The sequence below is a fragment of the Xanthobacter lutulentifluminis genome (assembly GCF_043194675.2).
Lineage (GTDB): Bacteria > Pseudomonadota > Alphaproteobacteria > Rhizobiales > Xanthobacteraceae > Xanthobacter.
Map to the genome: position 1 here is coordinate 1,033,090 of NZ_CM195525.1, position 21,190 is coordinate 1,054,279.

General features: G+C 69.2%; 18 protein-coding genes and 1 tRNA gene. 6 read left to right on the top strand and 13 right to left on the bottom strand.

Features of this window, described 5'->3' with window-relative positions; translation table 11 throughout:
* Positions 1–105: 105 nt before the first annotated feature.
* Positions 106–999, bottom strand: a complete 894-nt coding sequence (locus V5F49_RS04740; protein WP_394116236.1) for a LysR family transcriptional regulator — start codon at positions 997–999, stop codon at positions 106–108.
* A gap of 114 nt (positions 1,000–1,113) precedes the next feature.
* Here V5F49_RS04740 and V5F49_RS04745 point away from each other — a divergent pair, with 114 nt between their 5' ends.
* Positions 1,114–2,181, top strand: a complete 1,068-nt coding sequence (locus V5F49_RS04745) for an NAD(P)-dependent alcohol dehydrogenase (protein ID WP_394116235.1) — start codon at positions 1,114–1,116, stop codon at positions 2,179–2,181.
* A gap of 41 nt (positions 2,182–2,222) precedes the next feature.
* The gene (locus tag V5F49_RS04750) at positions 2,223–2,945 is read left to right on the top strand and encodes a RibD family protein (RefSeq protein WP_394116234.1); all 723 of its coding nucleotides are present in this window, start codon (positions 2,223–2,225) and stop codon (positions 2,943–2,945) included.
* Positions 2,946–3,537: 592 nt separating this feature from the next.
* Here the strand turns inward: V5F49_RS04750 and V5F49_RS04755 are convergent.
* From V5F49_RS04755 to V5F49_RS04805, 11 genes are all read right to left on the bottom strand, one after another.
* Positions 3,538–4,749 (bottom strand): (R)-mandelonitrile lyase, encoded by a 1,212-nt coding sequence (locus tag V5F49_RS04755; RefSeq protein ID WP_394116292.1) that lies wholly within the window; start codon positions 4,747–4,749, stop codon positions 3,538–3,540.
* Positions 4,750–4,865: 116 nt separating this feature from the next.
* On the bottom strand, positions 4,866–6,029 hold the full coding sequence (locus V5F49_RS04760) for a multidrug effflux MFS transporter (RefSeq protein WP_394116233.1): 1,164 nt from the start codon (positions 6,027–6,029) through the stop codon (positions 4,866–4,868).
* A gap of 194 nt (positions 6,030–6,223) precedes the next feature.
* On the bottom strand, positions 6,224–6,964 hold the full coding sequence (locus V5F49_RS04765) for an SDR family oxidoreductase (RefSeq protein ID WP_394116232.1): 741 nt from the start codon (positions 6,962–6,964) through the stop codon (positions 6,224–6,226).
* Between the two features lie 61 nt (positions 6,965–7,025).
* On the bottom strand, positions 7,026–8,015 hold the full coding sequence (locus V5F49_RS04770; RefSeq protein ID WP_394116231.1) for an aldo/keto reductase: 990 nt from the start codon (positions 8,013–8,015) through the stop codon (positions 7,026–7,028).
* 725 nt (positions 8,016–8,740) lie between these two features.
* A tRNA-Arg gene (locus tag V5F49_RS04775) sits at positions 8,741–8,817 on the bottom strand.
* A gap of 480 nt (positions 8,818–9,297) precedes the next feature.
* Entirely contained in the window at positions 9,298–10,776 is a 1,479-nt protein-coding gene (locus tag V5F49_RS04780) for an ATP-binding protein (RefSeq protein WP_394116230.1), read from the bottom strand.
* A 158-nt stretch (positions 10,777–10,934) separates the two neighbouring features.
* Positions 10,935–11,258, bottom strand: a complete 324-nt coding sequence (locus V5F49_RS04785) for an HPr family phosphocarrier protein (RefSeq protein WP_394116229.1) — start codon at positions 11,256–11,258, stop codon at positions 10,935–10,937.
* A gap of 10 nt (positions 11,259–11,268) precedes the next feature.
* Positions 11,269–11,670, bottom strand: coding sequence for a PTS sugar transporter subunit IIA (locus V5F49_RS04790; protein WP_394116228.1), 402 nt, complete (start codon positions 11,668–11,670; stop codon positions 11,269–11,271).
* A 107-nt stretch (positions 11,671–11,777) separates the two neighbouring features.
* A complete protein-coding gene (locus tag V5F49_RS04795; protein WP_394116227.1) occupies positions 11,778–12,230 on the bottom strand; it encodes an HPr kinase/phosphorylase in 453 nt (150 codons plus the stop codon).
* Positions 12,231–12,233: 3 nt separating this feature from the next.
* Complete coding sequence (locus V5F49_RS04800; protein WP_394116226.1) at positions 12,234–14,000, bottom strand: sensor histidine kinase; 1,767 nt, start codon at positions 13,998–14,000, stop codon at positions 12,234–12,236.
* Positions 14,001–14,034: 34 nt separating this feature from the next.
* Entirely contained in the window at positions 14,035–14,733 is a 699-nt protein-coding gene (locus tag V5F49_RS04805) for a response regulator transcription factor (RefSeq protein WP_394116225.1), read from the bottom strand.
* A gap of 393 nt (positions 14,734–15,126) precedes the next feature.
* Between V5F49_RS04805 and V5F49_RS04810 the strand changes: the two genes are divergently transcribed.
* Both V5F49_RS04810 and V5F49_RS04815 read left to right on the top strand, forming a co-directional pair.
* Positions 15,127–15,843 (top strand): HugZ family pyridoxamine 5'-phosphate oxidase, encoded by a 717-nt coding sequence (locus V5F49_RS04810; RefSeq protein ID WP_394116224.1) that lies wholly within the window; start codon positions 15,127–15,129, stop codon positions 15,841–15,843.
* Between the two features lie 133 nt (positions 15,844–15,976).
* Positions 15,977–17,590, top strand: coding sequence for a phosphoenolpyruvate carboxykinase (locus V5F49_RS04815; RefSeq protein ID WP_394116223.1), 1,614 nt, complete (start codon positions 15,977–15,979; stop codon positions 17,588–17,590).
* Between the two features lie 89 nt (positions 17,591–17,679).
* Here the strand turns inward: V5F49_RS04815 and V5F49_RS04820 are convergent, their stop codons facing one another.
* Entirely contained in the window at positions 17,680–18,099 is a 420-nt protein-coding gene (locus V5F49_RS04820) for a Ros/MucR family transcriptional regulator (RefSeq protein ID WP_394116222.1), read from the bottom strand.
* A 470-nt stretch (positions 18,100–18,569) separates the two neighbouring features.
* Here V5F49_RS04820 and msrB point away from each other — a divergent pair, with 470 nt between their 5' ends.
* On the top strand, positions 18,570–19,025 hold the full coding sequence (gene msrB / locus V5F49_RS04825) for a peptide-methionine (R)-S-oxide reductase MsrB (protein WP_394116221.1): 456 nt from the start codon (positions 18,570–18,572) through the stop codon (positions 19,023–19,025).
* The gene (locus tag V5F49_RS04830; RefSeq protein ID WP_394116220.1) at positions 19,000–21,111 is read left to right on the top strand and encodes a S9 family peptidase; all 2,112 of its coding nucleotides are present in this window, start codon (positions 19,000–19,002) and stop codon (positions 21,109–21,111) included. Before msrB ends, V5F49_RS04830 begins: the two co-directional genes overlap by 26 nt.
* Positions 21,112–21,190 lie beyond the last annotated feature (79 nt).

Sequence of the window (21,190 nt, forward strand, 5' to 3'; positions counted from 1 at the left end):
CACATTGGGGTGACGAGCTGGTCTTACGCTACAGCAGGTGAGCCCGAGCGATTAGGCGGCCTCGCCCGCATGAGGCTATCTGCGGCATTCATGAATGGCGGGCCGTCACTGTCTGTGGCGCAGCGCCTCCACCAGAACCGCGAACGCGGCGGACGGCTGGCGACGGCTCGGATAGTAGAGGTGATAGCCTGGGAACGGCGGGCACCAATCTTCCAGCACGCGCACCAGGCGGCCGTCCTCAAGATGCGCTGCGGCCTGGTCCTCCATGACGAAGCCCAGGCCGAATCCGGCGGCGGCGGCGCGAACGATGGCGGGGACGCTGTTGAAGGTCAGCTGCCCTTCGACCCGCACCCGGATCTCGCGTCCGTCCTTCTCCAGCTCCCAGGCATAGAGGCCGCCCGAGGTGACCATGCGCAGGTTGATGCATCGATGCCCGGCGAGGTCATGGGGCGTCCGGGGCGGCGGATGCCGTTCGAAATAGGTCGGTGCGCCGACCACGATCATGCGCAGATCCGGACCGATGCGCACCGCCACCATGTCCTTGGCCAAGGCCTCGCCGAGCCGCACCCCGGCGTCGAAGCGCTCGGTGACGATGTCCGTGAAGCTGGAATCAATGCTGAGCTCCACGTGGATGTCGGGATAGTCGGGCAGCAGCCGCTCCAGCGCCGGCCACAGCACGGTGTCGGCCGCATGCTGGGAGGCGGTGATACGGATGGTCCCGGCCGGCTTCTCGCGCAGCTCGCTCAGGGAGGCGATCTCGGCGCCGATGCTGTCCAGCGCCGGCTTCAGCGTGCGCAGCAGGCGCTCGCCCGCCTCCGTGGGCGCCACGCTCCGGGTGGTGCGGGTCAAAAGCCGCACGCCGAGCTGCGCCTCCAGCCGACGCACCGTGTGGCTCAGGGACGACTGCGAGGTGCCGAGCCGGGCGGCGGCGCGGGTGAAGCTGCTCTCCTCGGCCACGATGAGGAAAGCGTTGAGATCGACCAGATCCTCGCGCCGCATTCATGAACTCCAAACATAGCTCCATGCAGTTTATGGCGGCTAATCCCTCGAATGGCTCACGACTAGGTTATCGGCGAGCCGCACGGTGCCGGCGGCTCGAACAAGGATGAGCCTATGAAGACCTTCGGATACGCCGCGGGCGCTGCGGATGCGCCACTTGTGCCGTTCGATTTCGAGCGCCGCGACCTGCGCCCCAACGATGTCGCCATGGAGGTTCTCTATTGCGGCGTGTGCCACTCCGACCTCCACCAGTCCCGCAACGACTGGGGCTGGAGCCGGTATCCGCTGGTGCCGGGCCACGAGATCGTCGGCCGCGTCATCGCGGTGGGCGGCGAGGTGACGCGCTACAAGGCCGGCGACCACGTGGCGGTCGGCTGCATGGTGGACAGCTGCCAGGAGTGCGACCAGTGCCGCAATGGCCTGGAGCAGCTCTGCCGCAAGGGCAATGTCCAGACCTATTCCGACACCGACCGCTTTTCCTGCGAGCCTTTGGCGCCGACCTACGGCGGTTATTCCAAGCACCTCGTGGTGCGCGAGGAATTCGCGCTCAGGGTGCCCGACGGGCTGGATATCTCCAAGGCGGCGCCGCTGCTGTGCGCCGGCATCACCACCTATTCGCCGCTGCGCACCTGGAACGTGGGACCGGGCAGCCGGGTGGGCGTGGTCGGTCTCGGCGGGCTCGGCCACATGGCGGTGAAGCTGGCCACCGCCATGGGCGCCGACGTGACCGTGCTGAGCCGCACCAGGGCCAAGGAGGCCAACGCCCTCGCCCTCGGCGCCGACCGGCTGCTGGTGTCATCCGATGCCGAGGCCATGAAGACGGCGGCCAGCAGCTTCGACCTCATCATCGACACCGTGCCGGTAAAGCACGACATCAACCCCTACGTGCCGCTGCTCGACGTGGATGGCACCCTGGTGCTGGTGGGGCAGGTCGGCCCACTCAGCGAGCCGTCGACGGTGCCGCTCCTGCTGGGGCGGCGGCGCATCGCCGGCTCGCCCATCGGCGGCATCGCCGAGACGCAGGAGATGCTGAACTTCTGCGCGAAGGCCGGCGTGCTGCCCGACGTGGAGATGATCCGCATCGACCAGATCAACGACGCCTTCGCTCGGCTGGAACGCGCCGACGTGCGCTATCGCTTCGTCATCGACATGGCCTCATTGGCGGCTCCGCAGGCCGCCTGAAGCCCCACGCTCTCGCCGCCCCTCGTTCCGGTTGTCGCGCCATGAAGCCTTACGTCATCTGCCACATGATCTCGTCTCTCGACGGCCGGCTCCATCCCAGCCGCTGGACCGTGAGCCCGGACGGCACCCGCACCCAGTGGTCCGCCGCCTACCAGCAGGTACACGAGGCGCTCGAAGGCGATGCCTGGATCGTCGGCCGCGTGACCATGGCGGAGATGACGAACGCGGCCCCCCATCCACCTGCGGCGCAGGTCGCGGTCGAGCGCCCCTGCCATGTGGCGATCGACCTGGCGACACCCACGCCCGGCAGCTTCGCCGTCGCGCTCGATCCCTCCGGGCGGCTCCACTTCGCCGGCGGCGAGATGGACGGCGACCACGTGGTGGTCCTGCTGGGGCGGGACGTGGCCGACAGCCACCTCGCCGAGCTGGCGGCGGACGGCGTCTCCTACCTCGTGGCGGAGACCGACGGGATGGATCTCGCCGCCCTGCTGGACGCGCTCGGCTGCAGCTTCGGCATCCACCGGCTGCTGCTGGAAGGCGGCGCCACCATCAACGGCGCCTTCTTCGCCGCCGGGCTCGTGGACGAATTCAGCCTCCTTGTCGCCCCCGCCCTCGACTGGCGGGCGGACAGCCCCGCGATCGTGCTGGACGGCGCCAAGGGCCTCGCCGGCAAGGCTGAGCTCTCCCTCACCTCCTGCACGGCTCTGGAGCACGGCCTCGTGCACCTGCGCTATGCGGTGCGCGCCGGGTCGCCGAGCCGATAGGGGACGCACGAGACTCTCCCGGCGATGCAGCTGTCATCGTCGGTGCCGGCGCCGCACGGCGGCTCGTGGGACCGGGGCTTCGCGCGAAAGCCATATCCTGGGTGATCCCCACGATCCGATGACCGGCCCCCGTTCCATCCACCCGTTCGAACCGCCCGCGATCGAGTGCATCGGGGGCGGTGACGGCGCGCGGGCGGTGACCCGCGATGCCGGGGCCGCTTGCGCGCGAGACGTCCGCGCGAGACGTCGACCAGATCTGAGGGCTGCTCGGCGCGGCGGCGGGCGCCCATCTGAGGCCGCTCATTGCCTCCAACTGGGTAGAAACGCCAAGCATCGCCGGCGCCTGCAGCCGTTCCTGCCGGGACAGGGATCGACGCGCAGCGCGCTGGCACGCCCCCTCGACAACCATCTGCTCTTCGCAGGCGCGGCGACCGGCGCATCCGGCTTTTCCAGCACGCACGGGGTTTTCGAAAGGGGCATGCGGGCCGCCGAGGAGGCGATCCGCGCGCTGGCGCTGGCGCTGAGCGATATCCAGCACCGCAAGCAGGTCGCTCGACCACGGCAGGAGGCTGGCCCCCTTCCCTCTATGGCGTCAGTCGCGCGTTTTGCTCCCCGACGCCGGGCCGGCGCGATAGACCTCCTCCGGAACCTGCTCCATCCAGGTGACCACGGTTCCGTCGAGCGCTTCGGCGACGGCGAGATGCGTCATCGCCGCATCGGCGGCGGCGCCGTGCCAGTGGCGCACGTTCGGCCCGATCCAGACCACGTCGCCAGGCAGCACCTCCTCGATGGGGCCGCCGACCTTCTGGACCCAGCCGCGGCCGGAGACGATGTAGAGGGTCTGGCCGAGGGGATGGGTGTGCCAGACGGTCCGCGCCCCGGCCGAAAATGCGACCAGCGCGCCACCGATCCGGGCCGGTGCATCCCCCTGATAGCGCCCGAAGACCCGGACCTCACCGGTGAAGTTGGCCGGCGGCGCGGCCGCTCCCGGGTCCGTTGCGGAGCGGACGATGCGCAGGTCCGCATCGGTCGACGGTTTCGCCGTGTCCCGGCTGGCGAAGACGCGTTGCAGGACCGGAACCGCTGACATCGCCCGTGGCCAGCCGGCATAGAAGGCGAGATGCGCCGGCACCTCCGCCGCCTCATCCCGGGTCAGGCCATTGTCCATGGCGCGATTGGCATGGAAGGGAAGCTGCTCGGGCTGGCCGATGGCGATCAGCGCCGCCAGGGTCACGAGGCTGCGGTCGCGCGGCGCGAGGTCCGGCCGCTGCCACAGGTCGCCGAACAGGACGCGATTGGTCAAATCGGCCAGGGCGGGCGCCGTCGGGGCGACGGCGGCCTCGACAGTGGCGGCACGGGCCGCTTCCGCCGCCGCCTCCAGAGCGATGCGTGCCGCATCGCTCTGCGCCACAGTGCCGATGCCGCGTTCGTCGAACACCGTCTTGGTCTCCATAACGGCGGAGATGGCATTCGGCCAGCCGGAATAGAAGGCAAGCTGGGTGATCAGCTCGCCGATCTCGCCCGGCGTCACGCCGTTGTCGAGGGCGCGGCGGACGTGCCCGGAGATCTGCGCCGTCTTGCCGGTGGAGATGAGGGCGGCGAGGGTGACGAGGCTGCGGTCGCGCGGCGCGAGCGCCGGGCGGCGCCAGACCTCGCCGAACAGCACGTCGTCGGTGAAATGGCCGAGGCCGGGCGCCACCTCGTAGACGGCAGGCGGGGCCACCCGCGGACGCCGGGTGTCCTGCGCCTCGGCCCCGGTGGCGGAAAGGGCGGCGACGGCTATGCCGGTGGCGATCGTCTTCATGCTCATGCGTCCCTCAAGAGTGGTTTCGGGAGAGGCGGATGTTGGTTCGCTCGAAGAAAGCACGTTGAAACAAGGACATAGAGCGCCTCGCCGAGGCCGTGAAACGGTGAGGCGCTCTAGGAGGCTGCGCGGCCCGCGGGCAGGAGCCGCACGCACAGCAGGCTGCCAATGCCGGTGAGCGCGATCACCCACGCCATGGGCCAAGGCGTACCATCGGCGAAGGCTCCGACCAGAGCGGAGCCGAGGATGCCGCTGCCGTAATGGATGGCGCCGATCAGCGCCGAGACCGCGCCCGCCCGCGTGGGGAAATCCGCAAGCGCGCCGGCGATGGAATTGGCGACGATGAAGCCGGTGGCGGAGACGAAGACGAACAAGGGGACAACGAGCCCCCACAGCCCACCCCAGCCGAACCATGCGCAAGCGGCGAGCGGCACCCCGGCGATCGCCGCCACCATCGTCCCGGCGGCCAGCAGCCGATTGCTGCCGAAGCGCGCCACGAGCCGGGCATTGGCGAGGTTGGTGGCCATGATACCGACAATGCCGAGGGCGAACAGCAGCCCGTAGAGCTCGGCCGGCACGTGATGATAGCTGATGTACGCGAAGGGCGTGCCGGCGATATAGGCGAACATGCCGGCGTAGAAGAAGCCCCCGGCCCCCGCATAGGCGAGGAGCCGGCGGTCGCGCAGCAGCAGGCCATAGCGGCCAAGGGCGCCGCTGAGGGGCTCAGGCTGGCGCCGCTCGGCCGGCAGGGTCTCGGGCAGGAGAAGCACCGCCACGAGCGTGGCAAGTCCGACGCCGACCAGCGTCCAGAAGATGGCGTGCCAGCCGGCGAACGCGAGGATCTGGCCGCCGACGACAGGGCCGGCGAGCGGCGCGATGGCCATCACCGTCATCAGCGTCGACATCATCTGCGCCGCGCGATAGCCGGAATAGAGGTCGCGCACCATGGCACGCCCCAGCACCACGCCGGCGCTGGCGCCGACCGCCTGCACCATGCGCCAGCCGATCATGGTCCAGGCGTCGAAGGACAGCGCGCAGCCGGCCGACCCGATGATGAACAGCACCATCCCGAGCGCCACCGGCAGGCGCCGGCCGTGGCGGTCGCTGATGGGCCCCCACAGGAGCTGGCCCAGGCTGAAGCCGACCAGATAGCCGGAGACCGTCAGCTCGATCAGGCCGGCATCGGCGTTGAGCGCGCGGCTCATGGCCGGCATGGCGGGCAGGTAGAGATCGGTGGAGATGGAGGCGAACCCCATGAGGGCGCTGAGCGTCCCGAGCACGCGCCAGCGGGCGCCTTGCGTCTCGCCCCGCGCCGTCGCACTGTGGCCCCGCTTGAACGACGATGTCCCAGGCGTAGCGGCGTGTGCTGGAGCACGGGGAACGTCGTCCGGAGGGTTCGAACCGTCCGTCACCGCGGCGATCATCCCCGCATCAACGTCGCGCTCCGCCTCCGGGCCTGCATCGAACATGGCCGTCACAGTTCCTGCGCCGTGGGGCGGAACAGGATCTCGTTCACGTCCACGTCGTCCGGCTGGTCGATGGCGAAGGCGACCATGCGGGCGAAGCTCTCGGCCGGAATGGCATAGGCCGCGTAGAAGTCCGCGATGCCCTTGGCGACATCCGCCTCGGTGACGCTCTGCGGCAGCTCGGACTTAACCGCGCCGGGCGAGATGATGGTGGTGCGGATGTTGTAGGGCTTCACCTCCTGGCGCAGCCCCTCAGAGAGCATGCGGACCGCGGCCTTGGTGGCGGCATAGACCGCGCTGCCCGGGCGCACCTTGTGGCCGGCCACCGAGGACACGTTGATGATGTGCCCGCTCTTCTGCGCGGTCATGTGCGGCAGGGCCGCGGCGATGCCGTAGAGCACGCCCTTCAGGTTGACGTCGATCATCCGGTCCCAGTCGGCGATCTTGCCGCGCTCCAGCGGCGAGTGGGGCATGAGGCCGGCGTTGTTGAGGATGACATCCAGCCGTCCGTGCAGAGCCACGGCGGTGTCGACGAGATGCTTGACCTGGGCGGCGTCGGTGACGTCCGTCGCCACCACGGCCGCGGCCGGCATGCCGAGTTCGCCCGCGAGGGCCTGGAGCCGGTCAAGCCGGCGCGCGCCGAGGACCAGCTTGGCGCCCTCGGCCGCCAGATGCCGAGCGGTCGCCGCGCCGAGGCCGCTGCTGGCGCCGGTGATGACGACGACCTTGCCTTCGATGTTGGTGCTCATGGCGTCATTCCGTCCATTCAAGCAGTTCCTGCACAGGGGCGCTGAGGCCGGGTGTCACGGATCAGCGCCCCGTGGTGGCCATGAGCTGCTCAGGGTAGCGCTCGCCCTCGATGTCGATCTCGCTGAGCGCCTTGCGGATCTCGGCGAGGTCCGCGGCGGTCAGATCCACGCTGGCGGCGCCCAGGTTCTCTTCGAGGCGGGCCAGCTTGGTGGTGCCGGGAATGGGCACGATCCAGGGCTTCTGGGCCAGCAGCCAGGCCAGGGCGATCTGGGCCGGCGTCGCCTGCTTCGCAGCGGCGATGCGCTTCAGAAGATCGACAAGCGCCAGGTTCTTCTCGATGGCCTCGGGGGTGAAGCGCGGCAGGATCTTGCGGAAGTCGTTCTCGCCGAGCTTCGTGTCCTTGCCGATGGCGCCGGTCAGGAACCCCTTCCCGAGAGGACTGTAGGGAACGAGGCCGATGCCGAGCTCCTCGCAGGTCTCAAGGATGCCGTTGGTCTCGGGACCGCGCGTCCACAGCGAATATTCGTTCTGCAGGGTCGTGACGGGCTGCACGGCATGGGCGCGGCGGACCGTTTGAGCGCCGGGCTCGGAGAGGCCGAAATGCTTGACCTTGCCCGCCTCGATCAGTTCCTTCACGGCCCCCGCCACCTCCTCGATGGGCACGTTAGGGTCGACGCGGTGTTGGTAGAAGAGGTCGATGACCTCGACGCCAAGGCGCTTCAGCGAGGCATCGGCCACCGCCTTGATATGCTCCGGCCGACTGTTCATGCCCGCCATCTTGCCGTCGACGATGTTGAAGCCGAACTTGGTGGCGATCACCACCCGATCGCGCACGGGGCGCAGGGCCTCGCCGACGATCTGCTCGTTGGTGAACGGGCCGTAGACCTCGGCGGTATCGAAGAAGGTCACGCCCAGATCGACCGCATTGCGGATCAGCGCGACGGCATCTTCCCGGCTCAGCGCGTGGGCATAACTGAAATTGAGCCCCATGCAGCCGAAGCCGATGGCCGAAACCTCAAGGCCGCTCTTGCCGAGTATGCGCTTCTGCATGGCTTATCCTCCGGGCGTGCCAAAGCCCCCACACGGTGGCTGGAAGTTAGGCCACGACCGGTCCAGCGATTAGGTGCACCAAACCGCATGAAGTCATCTCTACGCTTCATGAATGCGCCTCGGCCTTATCGCCCGCCCACATGCGGCACGTTCTCGGCAAGGCTCGACGCATGGAGCGCTGACCGTCCCGAGACATGCGTACGCATTGACTGGCGATAGAGCCGGCCCAGGCGACGCGCGGCTCATCCGCCTTCTGGTCCCCGCCGATCGCGCGGAGGAGCGGACGAGGCGCGAGAGCCTCCTGCTGGAACGGATGGTCGCGATGCACAAGGCGCGAAGGACAGGAATGGCTGGCGGCCGTCCCGCTCAACGATCGCGGCGCGGAAACGGGCCCAGGAAGCGCTTCAATCGGGTGCGGCAGCGAAAACCGTTTCGGCCGCGGAACCAGCGAACCTGCATAAGCCTATGATTTATTTTGGTTTATTTGCAATGGATCGCCCCCCTCGCCCAACCTTGGCAAGAGGGCTGGCGCAATCGCCGCGTATAACGGCGATCCCCCTTGAGGAAAAAGCAGGCTGCACTTCCTCTGGCCGGTCACTTGGGCACGCCTGATCACTATAGGGCGCGCAGGGGTATCCATCCCTCCAAGACCGGCTGAATTCATAAAATTCAACAGGACCCTGGGACGGAATGTCCGAAACTGTTCTATATCTCACTGAGTTGAATGGCGCGCCGGGGAAGATTCGAACTCCCGACCCCCAGATTCGTAGTCTGGTGCTCTATCCAGCTGAGCTACCGGCGCCTGTTGCCCGGACCCGGCGGGAGCCGGGGTGGGAGGGTGGAGCCTCCCGGGGCATCGCGGCTTGGAGCGCCGCGAGGACACGGGAGGTACTCCTTTTCGGCGGGGCGCGCAAGACCGTGGGTGGGGGAAATCAGCAGGCGGCGGCGGGGATGTGGAAAACTCGGCCGGAACCATGGCCCGAACCGCTTTCCCGCCGGACACCGCCGCTGCGTAGGGCGCGGAGGCGATCCGAGCCAACCCGCGGAACCGCCAGCATCCCGACCCGCGGGGACAGGGCCGGGCCGAGAGCCCTGCACAGCCTGCAGCCGAATGCGCCGAAGCTCCCCGGCTCCGAAACGCTCTCTGCCCAAGCTGCCCTTGCCCCGGAAATACCCTTGCCCGGAAGTGCCCTGTGCCTGAGTGCGTTCGCGCGCGAACAGCCCGGCACGCGCAAGGACCGCTGCCGCAAAGGGCCCACCCAGGGCCCCACCCGCGTGGCCCCTAAGCGCGGATGCGCTCGCGGCGGTGGTGGCGGCTCTGGGGCTGGTCGGGAATGGTGATGCGGAAGGTGGTGCCCACCTGCGTGTCCAGAAGCCGGATCTCGCCCCCGTGGGCGCGCACCAGCTCATCGGCGATGGGCAGGCCGAGGCCGGTGCCGCCGCGCCGGGCCGAGGAAACGAACGCCTCGAACAGGTGCTCGCGCCGGCCGGCGGGAATGCCGGGGCCGGTATCCCCCATCTCGATCTCCACCACCGCCCCCTTGCGCCGGGCGCGGACGCGGATCTGGTCGCGGTCGGGATCGAGCGGAGCGCGCGCCTCCAGCGCCTGCACGGCGTTGCGGGCGATGTTGAGGATGACGCGGAACAGCTGGTCGGGATCGGCGTCGGCGACGAGCCCGCGCTCCACGTCCACCACCCAGGCGATGCCGCTGCCGCCCTGCAGGCCGAGGGTGTCGCGCACCTCGTCGAAGAGGTGGGATAGCTCGACGTGGCGCCGCTCGGGCAAGGGCTCCTTGGCGCGGCCGTAGGAGAGGGTCTGCTCGCAATAGGTGATGGCGCGGTCCAGCGCCGCCAGCAGCTTGGGCGCGAAGCGCTGCACCGTCGGGTCCGGCACCGAGGCGAGGCGATCCGACAGAAGCTGCGCCGAGGAGAGCAGATTGCGCAGGTCGTGGTTGATCTTGGACACCGCGAGCCCCAGCGCCGCCAGATGGCTCTTCTGGTGCAGGGTCTGGCTCAGCTCGCGCTGCATCTCCTCCAGCGCCTCCTCGGCGATGCCGATCTCGTCCGAGCGGCCGGACGGTACGATGATGCGGGAGGCGTCCTCCGGGTTCTCGCGGAAGGCGGAGATGCGCTCGGTCAGGCGCCGCATGGGCCGCACGAACAGCCAGTTGAGGCTGACGTAGACCAGCACACCGGCGACGATCGCCACCGCCAGCGACACCAGCAGCACGGTCGCGGCGAAGCGCAGCAGGGCCGCGCGCAGTGGCGTCTCGGAGAGCACGATCTCGATGAAGTCCGCCCCGCGCGGCGGATCGCCCACCACGCGCAGGATGCGCCCGTTCGGCGCCATCAGCGTGTCGAAGGCGCCGATCACCGCCGACCACAGGGTGGTCTCGCGCATGTCGATGTGGACATTCGCCTCGGGCGGCATGTCGGAGGCGGCGAGCAGGCGCCGCGTGTCCTCACGCTTCACCACGATCACCCGCGCGCCCACGCTCTCCAGCAGCTGGCGGGTGAGATCGGGCGAGATGCCCTCCTGCGGCGCCGCGTCAAGCGCGAGCGCGGCGGTGCGCGCGGCGGCGAGCCGGTCGGAGAGCCAGGCGATGCGGTAGTTGGCGATGGTGGGCACCAGAACCGCGATCTCGGCCACGGCCACCACGGCGATGGTGAGGGCGAGCAGCTTCGCGGACAGGCCGAGGGTCCACCGCGCGCCTCGCGGCGCCGGCTCGGCACCGGGCGAATGGCTCCTCGGCTCGAACATGACCCTGCTACGCGGGCGGACCCGTCCCGGATCCCCGCGCAAGGGCGCGCGGGAGATCGAAGTTAAGAGATAGGCAACCTTGCCCCGACGGGCCAGAGCAACTTGGGATCGCGGTAAACGGCGGTGGCAGCCGGGCCGGGAAACCGGGCGGCCGGGGCCTATTCTTCCTCGCCGAACCGGTCGGCGACCAGGGTATCGAGGGCATCCATCACCGACCCGGCCTCGCGGCCCGTGGCGGTGACGGTGACGCAGGTTCCGGGGCCGGCGGCCAGCATCATCAGGCCCATGATGGAATTGCCGTCCACCGCCTCGCCGCCGCGGCAGACGGTGACACGGGCATCGAACTTCTCGACCGTCTGCACGAACTTGGCCGAGGCGCGGGCGTGCAGGCCACGCTTGTTGACGATGGGAAGGGAGCGCACCAGCGCGTCCGCCGGTACCGGCCTGCCGCATTCGGCGGCGGGATCGCTCGCCTCGTGCATGCCGAAGGGCTCACTTTCCCGAAAGGACGCGGCTTGCGACATTGATGTATTTCCTACCGGCTTCCTGGGCGACGTCCACCGCCTGCTCCAGGGGCATCTCGCCACGGACCTTGGCGAGCTTGACCAGCATGGGCAGGTTGATGCCCGCCACCACCTCCACATCCGGCGCGTTCATCACCGAGATGGCAAGGTTGGAGGGGGTGCCGCCGAACATGTCCGTCAGGATCACCACCCCGTCGCCGGTGCGCACGCGCTCCACCGCCTCGATGATGTCCTGCCTGCGACGCTCCATGTCGTCGTCCGGCCCGATGGTAATAGCGGCGATCTGGGTCTGCGGACCCATCACGTGCTCCAGGGCGGAGCAGAATTCGTCTGCGAGGCGGCCGTGTGTGACGAGGACGAGACCGATCATGCTTCCTCCGCCCTCACCGCTCGGGATGAGGGCCTCCCGCGCTGCGGGAGGGCCATATTCAGATCGGCTCAAAAATTACGCAAGGGGTGCAACGCACAAAAGCACATTTAATCTTCGTGGTCCCGCGACCTGAGAATGCAAGCGAGAACCAGTGGCGCCAGGGCTGCATCGGCGAGCGGAATGCGTTCCAGCTCAATGCCTTGGATAACGATGCGACGGGCCGAACGAAGCGGCATTCGCAGGGCGTCTGGTGCCGCAAGATCGACCACATGACGCAGTGCGACGAAATCGCGATGCGCCATGCGGCGGATGCCGACGCCGTGCAATTCCACCAGCCCGGCGAGCTGTGGCACCGGCCGGGCGACCAGCTCCCCCGCCTCCACCGTGAGCAGGACGCGGTCGTCGGCCACCAGCTCGGCCGGGGGCAGTGCGCGCGGAGCGTCGAGGATGAGGCGCAGGGCAAGGGTGGACTTGCCGGCCCCGGACGGCCCGCGGATCAGCACCCCCTGCCCGTCGATGGCGACGCAGCTGGCGTGGATGCTGGGCGCGCCGTCGACCATGGCTCAACCCGCCGGCAGGCGCACCACGAAGCGGGCGCCGGCGACGCCGGGGGTGCCGTCAGCCCCGGTCGTGGTGCGGTTCTCGGCCCAGATGCGCCCGCCGTGGGCCTCCACGATCTGCCGCGAGATCGACAGGCCGAGGCCGGAATTCTGGCCGAAGCCCTGGTGCGGACGGTCGGTGTAGAAGCGCTCGAAGATGCGCGAGAGCGCATCCGGGCGGATGCCCGGGCCGTCGTCGTCCACCACGATCTCCGCCCCGTCCTTGAGGCGCCGGCAGGTGACGCGGACGGAGCCCCCGGCCGGCGAGAACGACCGGGCGTTGGAGACGAGGTTGTCCACCACCTGCCCGAGGCGGGAGGCATGGCCGGCGATCTCGAAGGTGGCCGCGGCCCCCGGCGCCCGCTCGAAGGCGAGGGAGACGGACACGCCGTCGTCCTTGCGCACGTCCTGGGCGAGGCCCACCACCATCTCCAGCAGCTGCTTCAGGTCGACGCTCACCGCCTCCTGGCGCTGCAGCTCGGCATCGAGGCGGCTGGCGTCGGAAATGTCGGAGATGAGGCGGTCGAGCCGCTTCACGTCGTGCTGGATCACCTCCATCAGCCGCCCGCGGGAATTGTCGGTCTTGGCGAGCGGCAGGGTCTCCACCGCGCTGCGCAGGGAGGTGAGCGGGTTCTTCAGTTCATGCGCCACGTCGGCGGCGAAGCTCTCGATGGCCTCGATGCGGTTGTAGAGCGCGCTCGTCATGTCGCGCAGCGCGCCGGAGAGATGGCCGATCTCGTCGGCGCGGGAGGTGAAGTCGGGGATCTCGACGCGCGTCTTGATGCGCCGGCGCACCCGCTCGGCCGCCGCGGCCAGCTTGCGCACGGGATCGGCGATGGTGCCGGCCAGCAGCACCGACAGCAGCACCATCACCGCCGCCGCCACCAGGAACACGCGGACGATGACGAAGCGTTCCGCCTTCACCGCCGCGTCGATCTCGCCGCTCTGGGTGGACAGCAGCAGCACGCCGAGGATGGCGCGGAAGCGCTGGATCGGGACCGCGACCGAGACCACCACCTGCCCGCGGTCGTCGACGCGCACCTCGCTCGCCTTGGCGCCGGTGGCGGCGGAGGCGACCTCGGGATAATTCTTGCCGGCCTGCGGGCCGAACTCGCGGTAGAGCGGCAGGTCGCCGCGCCCGAGCCACAGCTGCACCCCCTGCCACAACCGGTCGATCAGGCCGGGCTTCGGCTCGTTGGGCGAGGGGATGTCGTAGCGCAGGATGTCCCCGCGCGAATAGAGCGAGCGGGAATCCAGCAGCAGCTGGCCCTCGCGGTCATAGATGCGGGCGCGGGTGCGGGTGGGGCCGACGAGGCGGCGCAGCACCGGCGCCACCCGCTCGGGATTGATGGGGAATTCCAGCGGCGCGAAGCCGTCGTCCGAGGGGCCATAGCTCTCGCCCGCCTGCAGCTCCAGCAGCCGGTCGGGGTCGAGGGTGATGGCGTTGGTCTCCACCTGGGCCGAGGAGGCGATGGCGGCGGCGATGATCTCGCCCTGCACCAGAAGGCTCTGGATGCGCGCGTCGATGAGGCCGGAGCGGAACTCCGACAGATAGAGGATGCCCGACACCAGCGCGCACAGGCCGGCGAGGTTCAGGAGCACGATGCGCCGCGTGAGCGAGGAAAAGCCCTTGAACGCGACGAAGCGGCGCACGCGCTTCAGCCACCCGACGATGCCGCCGGGCGTCTCGCGCGCCCCTTCGGGCGGGGCCTCGTCGATGTGAGCCGTCATGCCGTCCTGCACCCGCGGCGCCGCGCGGCGGTGCTCACTCCTTGAACCGGTAGCCGACGCCGTACAGGGTCTCGATCATCTCGAAACTGTCGTCCACCGACTTGAACTTCTTGCGCAGCCGCTTGATGTGGCTGTCGATGGTGCGGTCGTCCACATAGACCTGGTCGTCATAGGCCGCGTCCATCAGCGCGTTGCGGCTCTTCACCACGCCGGGGCGCTGGGCCAGCGCCTGCAGGATGAGGAATTCGGTGACGGTGAGGGTCACCGACTCGCCCTTCCAGGTGCAGGTGTGGCGCTCCGGGTCCATGCGCAGGTTGCCGCGCTCCAGCACCTTGGCGCTGTCCACCTCGCGCGGGGCGGCGCCGTCCTTGGCGCCGGCGCGGCGCAGCACCGCCTTCACCCGCTCCACCAGCAGGCGCTGGGAGAACGGCTTCTTGATGAAGTCGTCGGCGCCCATCTTCAGGCCGAACAGCTCGTCGATCTCCTCGTCCTTGGAGGTGAGGAAGATCACCGGCATGTCGGTCTTCTGGCGCAGGCGGCGCAGCAGCTCCATCCCGTCCATGCGCGGCATCTTGATGTCGAGGATGGCGAGATCGGGCGGATTGGTCTTGAAGCCGTCGAGCGCGGAGGCGCCATCGGTGTAGGTGTCGATGCGATAGCCTTCCGCCTCCAGCGCGATGGAGACCGAGGTGAGAATGTTGCGATCGTCGTCGACGAGGGCGATGGTGGGCATGACACCTCTTTTCGGCCGTGCGGACACGGGCCTTGCACTGTGGCCTACCCCCAGCGGTGAACCCGCTTCACGTGGCCGAAATGTGACACACAAGAGTCGATTGCCGCAAAATAGCGGGATTCTCCACCACCGCCAAACTTCTGCGGGCGAGAGGCCCGCGCGGCGCGTGCGAAGCTTGCCTTCCTGGCGCGCCCTGTCTCATCATGCCGGCGACCGCTCGGCCGGCGTCCGATCACCCGGAACGGCCGCTGCGCGGGAAGCGGTTCGCGCCACCGCGCCGCCGGCCAGTGCCGCCCACACCGCGCCCCGGCGACCGCCGGGCCTGCCGAGCCAAGGGCCCAGTCCGGGACCTGAGCCAACGTTCTGCCCCGAGGACCAAACCCGAGGACCCGCATGACGTCGTCTGCCGCCACCACCGTCCGCCGCCTGATCCGCGAGGCGCGCTTCGCCGCGCTCGCCACGCTCGAGCCCGCGGGCGGACCCTATGCCTCGCTGGTCGCGGTGGGCACCGATCCGCAGGGGCGTCCGACCCTGCTGATCTCCCGCCTCGCGCGCCACACCCGCAACATCGGCGGGGACGAGCGCGTCTCGCTGCTGGTGTCGGCCTCCGGCACCGAGGACCCGCTGAACGCGCCGCGCGCCAGCCTCATCGGGCGCATCGTCGCGGCGCCCGAGCCGGAGGTGCGCGCGCGCTACCTGGCGCGACATGACGCCGCCGCCGGATATGTGGATTTCCCCGACTTTTCGTTCTTCGCCGTCGCCATCGAGGAGGCCCACCTCGTGGAGGGCTTCGGCCGCATCGTGGATGTGCCGGGCGCCGCGCTCCTGAGCGACTGGGCCGGTGCGGAAGCGCTCGCGGCAGGGGTGGACGGCGTCATCTCCCACATGAACGAGGACCATGCCGACGCGGTCGGGCTTTATGCCACGGCCCTGCTGGGCGCTCCGGCCGGCGACTGGCGCATGCTCTCCCTCGATCCGGACGGGTGTGAAATACGCAATGGTGATGCGGTGCGGCGCCTCGACTTTTCCCGTCGGGTCATGGATCTTGCGGCCGTGCGCCAGGAACTCGTCTCGCTGGTGCAGCAGGCGCGCAACGCATCTGCAGCGTGAAGTTCGCCCTTTTGGATATAGTATTCTTGGGTGAAGTCTGCTTATAGCCTGCGCCCGCGGACAGGGCGCGGGAAGACGCCATTGCCGCAAAGGGAGCCGGCTGGGCCGGTGACAACTTTTGGAGGTACCTTCCGTGCTCGAGACCGGTCACCGGAACAGCGCCTGCGGCGCCGACAGCTTCGGCCTGAAACATCTCACCGCCGTCCACTGGAACCTCCTGGAGCCCGCGCTCTACGAGCATGCGCTGGCCAACCGGGAGGCCCGACTCTCCTCCGGCGGCGCGCTGGTGGCCGCCACCGGCGCCCACACCGGCCGCAGCCCCAAGGACAAGTTCGTGGTCCGCGACGCGGACACCGAGGCCGAGGTATGGTGGGACAACAACGGCGCCATCACCCCCGCGCAGTTCGAGACCCTCTACCAGGACTTCCTGGCCGCCGCCGAGGACAAGTCCCTCTACGCCCAGGACCTCTACGGCGGCGCCGATCCGGCCGCCCGCATCAAGGTCCGCGTCTTCACCGAGTTCGCCTGGCACTCGCTGTTCATCCGCACCATGCTGCGCCGCCCCGAGCGGGCCGAGCTGGACAGCTTCGTGCCGCAGATGACCATCATCGACCTGCCGTCCTTCAAGGCCGACCCGGCGCGCCACGGCGTGCGCTCGGAGACGGTGATCGCGGTCAACTTCACCCGCGGCATCGTGCTCATCGGCAATTCGTCCTACGCGGGCGAGATGAAGAAGTCGGTGTTCACCGCGCTCAACTACATCCTGCCGAAGGCCGGCATCATGCCGATGCACTGCTCGGCGAACGTGGGCAAGGATGGCGACGTCTGCCTGTTCTTCGGCCTGTCCGGCACCGGCAAGACCACCCTTTCCGCCGACCCGAACCGCACCCTCCTGGGCGATGACGAGCACGGCTGGGGCGAGAACGGCGTCTTCAACTTCGAGGGCGGCTGCTACGCCAAGACCATCCGCCTGTCGGCCGAGGCCGAGCCGGAGATCTTCGCCGCCTCCAACCGCTTCGGCACGGTGCTGGAGAACGTGGTGCTCGATCCGGTGACCCACGTGCCGGACTTCGACGACGGCAGCCTCACCGAGAACACCCGCTCCTGCTACCCGCTGGACTTCATCCCCAACGCGAGCGCCACCGCCCGCGCCGGCCAGCCGAAGAACGTGGTGATGCTCACCTGCGACGCCTTCGGCGTGCTGCCGCCCATCGCCCGGCTCACCCCGGCGCAGGCCATGTACCACTTCCTGTCCGGCTACACCGCCAAGGTCGCCGGCACCGAGAAGGGCGTGAAGGACCCGGAGGCCACCTTCTCCACCTGCTTCGGCGCCCCCTTCATGCCGCGCCATCCCTCGGTCTACGGCAACCTGTTGCGCGACCTCATCGCCGAGCACGGGGTCGATTGCTGGCTGGTGAACACCGGCTGGACCGGCGGCAAGTTCGGCGTCGGCCGGCGCATGCCCATCAAGGTCACCCGCACCCTGCTGACGGCGGTGCTCGACGGCTCGCTGAAGGGCGCCTCGTTCCGGACCGATCCCTATTTCGGCTTCGAGGTGCCGACCTCGGTGCCGGGCATCGAGCCGCACGTGCTCTATCCGTCCAAGACCTGGGCCGACAAGGCCGCGTTCGACGCGACCGCGCGCAAGCTGGTGGAGATGTTCCGCGAGAACTTCACCCGCTTCGAGAGCCACGTGGACGCCGCCGTGCTCGAGGCCCAGCCGCAGGTGCGCCTCGCCGCCGAGTGAGGAGCTCAGGACCTGACGAGAAAGGCCCGGCGCGATGCGCCGGGCCTTTTTCATTTTGCGAAAGTATTCGGCGCCGGGATGCGTCGTCCTCAGCGGCCGCGGCGACGCTGCTGGCCGAGGCCCATCTGCTTGGCAAGCTCGGACCGGGCGGCGGCATAGTTGGGCGCCACCATGGGATAGTCCACCGGCAGGCCCCACTTCTCGCGATACTGCTCCGGGCTCATGCCGTAGCGGGTACGCAGGTGGCGCTTGAGCGACTTGAACTGCTTGCCGTCCTCCAGGCAGATGATGAAATCCGGATGCACGGACTTCTTCACCGGCACGGCCGGCTTCGCCGGCTCTGCAAGGGGCTCGACCGCGGCGCCCTGGCCGAGGCGGGTCAGCACGGCGTGGACCTCGTTGATGAGCGCCGGCAGCTCGGCGGGGGCGACCGTGTTGTTGCTCACATAGGCCGACACGATGTCCGTCGCGAGCTCGATATAGGCCGTCGATTCCGTGTTTTCGCTCATGGGACCTTCTTCGCGTTCCAGTAAGATTCGCCTCGAATGGGACAAGCCGGGGCAATCCGACGAAGACTTCGGGGCTCAAGGCGCCGGGCGCAAGACGTTCGCGTCCGCGCCAAGATGATTTCGACCGGCGCAGCCTTCAGACGCGAGGCGGCCGAAACGAATCGGCTATTCGCAATCTGCGATGCAGCGGCCGCGCCGCCCGGGAACCTTCAGCCTGATGTCGCGACCGGTCGCCCCTACAGCAAACCGAAAGAACCGGTGCATGATCCCTGTTAGTTTCAGGCCCCGGCGTTTGCAACCGATATCTAGGGCCGCCCCCGTCTCTTCTTGACCGCGCGCGCCGCGACTGTGCGCCCCCGCCCCGGCGGGGACAAAGGCCCGTGAGGCCGTGCCCGGCGCAGGGCGGGCGTCTTGCCGAAGGGCGGGGGAATGCCTACCTCTGCCGCACACGAGATCGGGGAAAGCCTCCCATGTCCAATCCCGCCCGCAGCGCTTCGCCTCAGGAGACCAGCGAGGCCAAGGTGGTCAAGAGCGAGAGCGAGTGGCGCTCCTGCCTGACGCCCGAGCAGTTTCGCATCACCCGCCAGCAGGGCACCGAGCGCGCCTTCACCGGCCCCTACTGGGACGAGAAGCGCTCGGGCCTCTATTCCTGCGTGGCCTGCGGCGCGCCGCTGTTCCGCTCCGAGGCGAAGTATGATTCCGGCACCGGCTGGCCGAGCTTCTTCTCGCCGGTGTCGCCGGACGCAGTGGTGACCCACGAGGATACCTCCCACGGCATGCGCCGCATCGAGGTCCGCTGCGCCAGCTGCGACAGCCATCTCGGCCATGTGTTCCCGGATGGCCCCGCCCCTACCGGCCTGCGCTTCTGCATGAACGGCACCGCCCTCTCGCTTGCGCCCGATGCCGGCAGCCGTCGTGGCGACTGAGCCGCCCCGCGCGCCGCGCCGGCCGACCGAGCGCACCGTCCACGGCATCACCCTCACCGACGACTTCGCCTGGCTGCGCGCCGACAACTGGCGCGAGGTGATGCGCGACCCGGGCGTCCTCGACGGCGATATCCGCGCCTATCTCGAGGCCGAAAACGCGTGGTCCGACGCCTGGTTCGCCCCCCTCGCGGAGGGGCGGGCCAAGCTGGTGCAGGAAATGCGCGGCCGGATCAAGGAGGATGATACCTCCGTTCCGGCGCCAGACGGGGCGTTTGCCTATTATTCCCGCCACCGGGAGGGCGGGCAGCATCCGCTGTTCTGCCGCAAGCGCCTGCCCGACGGCACCGAGGAGATCTTCCTCGACGGCGATCTGGAAGCCGCCGGCAAGGCCTATTTCCATTTCGGCCACTGGCGCCACACGGCGGACCACGCCCGCCTCGCCTGGTCTGCCGACACCGCCGGCGCAGAGCTCTACGGCATCCGCATCCGCGACCTTGGCACCGGCGCGGACCTGCCGGACCTGATCGAGGAGACCACCGGCGACCTGCTGTGGAGCGCCGACGGGACGGTACTTTATTACATCCGCCGGGACGCGGAGCACCGCCCGTCCAAGGTCTTCCGCCATGTGGTGGGCAGCGACCCGGCCGGGGACGTGCTGGTCTACGAGGAGCCGGACAAGGGCTTCTTCGTCTCGCTCGGGGAGACCCACTCCCGCCGCTTCGGCCTCATTTCCTGCGGCGACCACGAAACCTCCGAGGTCCACCTCATCGACCTCGCCGCGCCGGAGCCCGCGCCCCGGCTGGTCGCCGCCCGCACCATCGGCGTGCGCTATGACGTGGAGCACCATCCCGCGCTCGATGGCGAAGACGCGCTGGTTCTCCTGACCAATGCGGACGGCGCCGAGGACTTCAAGCTCGTCACCGCGCCGGTGGCCGCCCCCGGCCGCGAGAACTGGCGCGATCTGGTGCCGCACCACGCCGGCCGGATGATTCTCAGCCACACCGTGTTCGCCCGTCACCTCGCCCGGCTTGAGCGGGAGGCGGGGCTGCCGCGCATCGTCATCCGCGCGCTGGCGGACGGCAGCGAGCATGCCATCGCCTTCGCCGAGGAAGCCTACGCCCTCGGCCTCGATCCCGGCTTCGCCTTCGACACCGATCAGGTGCGCTTCACCTACGCCTCCATGACCACGCCGGCCGAGGTGTGGGACTACGACATGGCGAGCCGCGCCCGCGTGCTGCTGAAGCGGCAGGAGGTGCCCTCGGGCCACGATCCCGACGATTACGTGACCCGGCGCCTCTACGCCCCGGCGGCGGACGGGGAAACCGTGCCGGTGTCCCTGCTCTACCGCAAGGACACGCCGCTCGACGGCTCGGCGCCGGTTCTGCTCTATGGCTATGGCGCCTACGGCATCACCATCCCCGCCGGCTTCTCCACCAGCCGCCTGTCGCTGGTGGATCGCGGCTTCATCTATGCCATCGCCCATGTGCGGGGCGGCACCGACAAGGGCTGGCGCTGGTATGCCGACGGCAAGCTGGCGAAGAAGACCAACACCTTCAGCGATTTCATCGCCGCCGCCGAGCATCTGGTGGCGAGCGGCCTCACCCGCCCGGGGCGGCTGGTGGCGCAGGGCGGATCGGCCGGCGGCATGCTGATGGGGGCGATCGCCAACATGCGGCCGGACCTGTTCGGCGGCATCGTCGCCGAGGTGCCGTTCGTGGACGTGCTCACCACCATGCTGGACGACACGCTGCCCCTGACGCCGCCGGAATGGCCCGAATGGGGCAACCCCATCGCCGATCCGGAGGCGTTCGAGCGCATCCGCGCCTATTCGCCGGTGGACAACGTGTGCGCCCAGGCCTACCCGGCCATCTTCGCCCTCGCCGGCCTCACCGACCCGCGCGTGACCTACTGGGAGCCGGCGAAGTGGATCGCGCGCCTGCGCGCCGCCGGCACCGGGGGCGCCCCGGTCCTGCTGCGCACCAACATGGATGCCGGCCACGGCGGCGCGGCGGGCCGATTCGACCGGCTGGACGAGGTTGCGCTCGTCTATCTGTTCGCGCTCCGCATGGTGGGATTGGCCGCCTAGGCGCAAAAAGGCTGATGCCGCGGCGGCCCCCGCCGTAGCGGCATTTGCGCCGGACGCGGCTTCCGGCTATCCAAAGCCC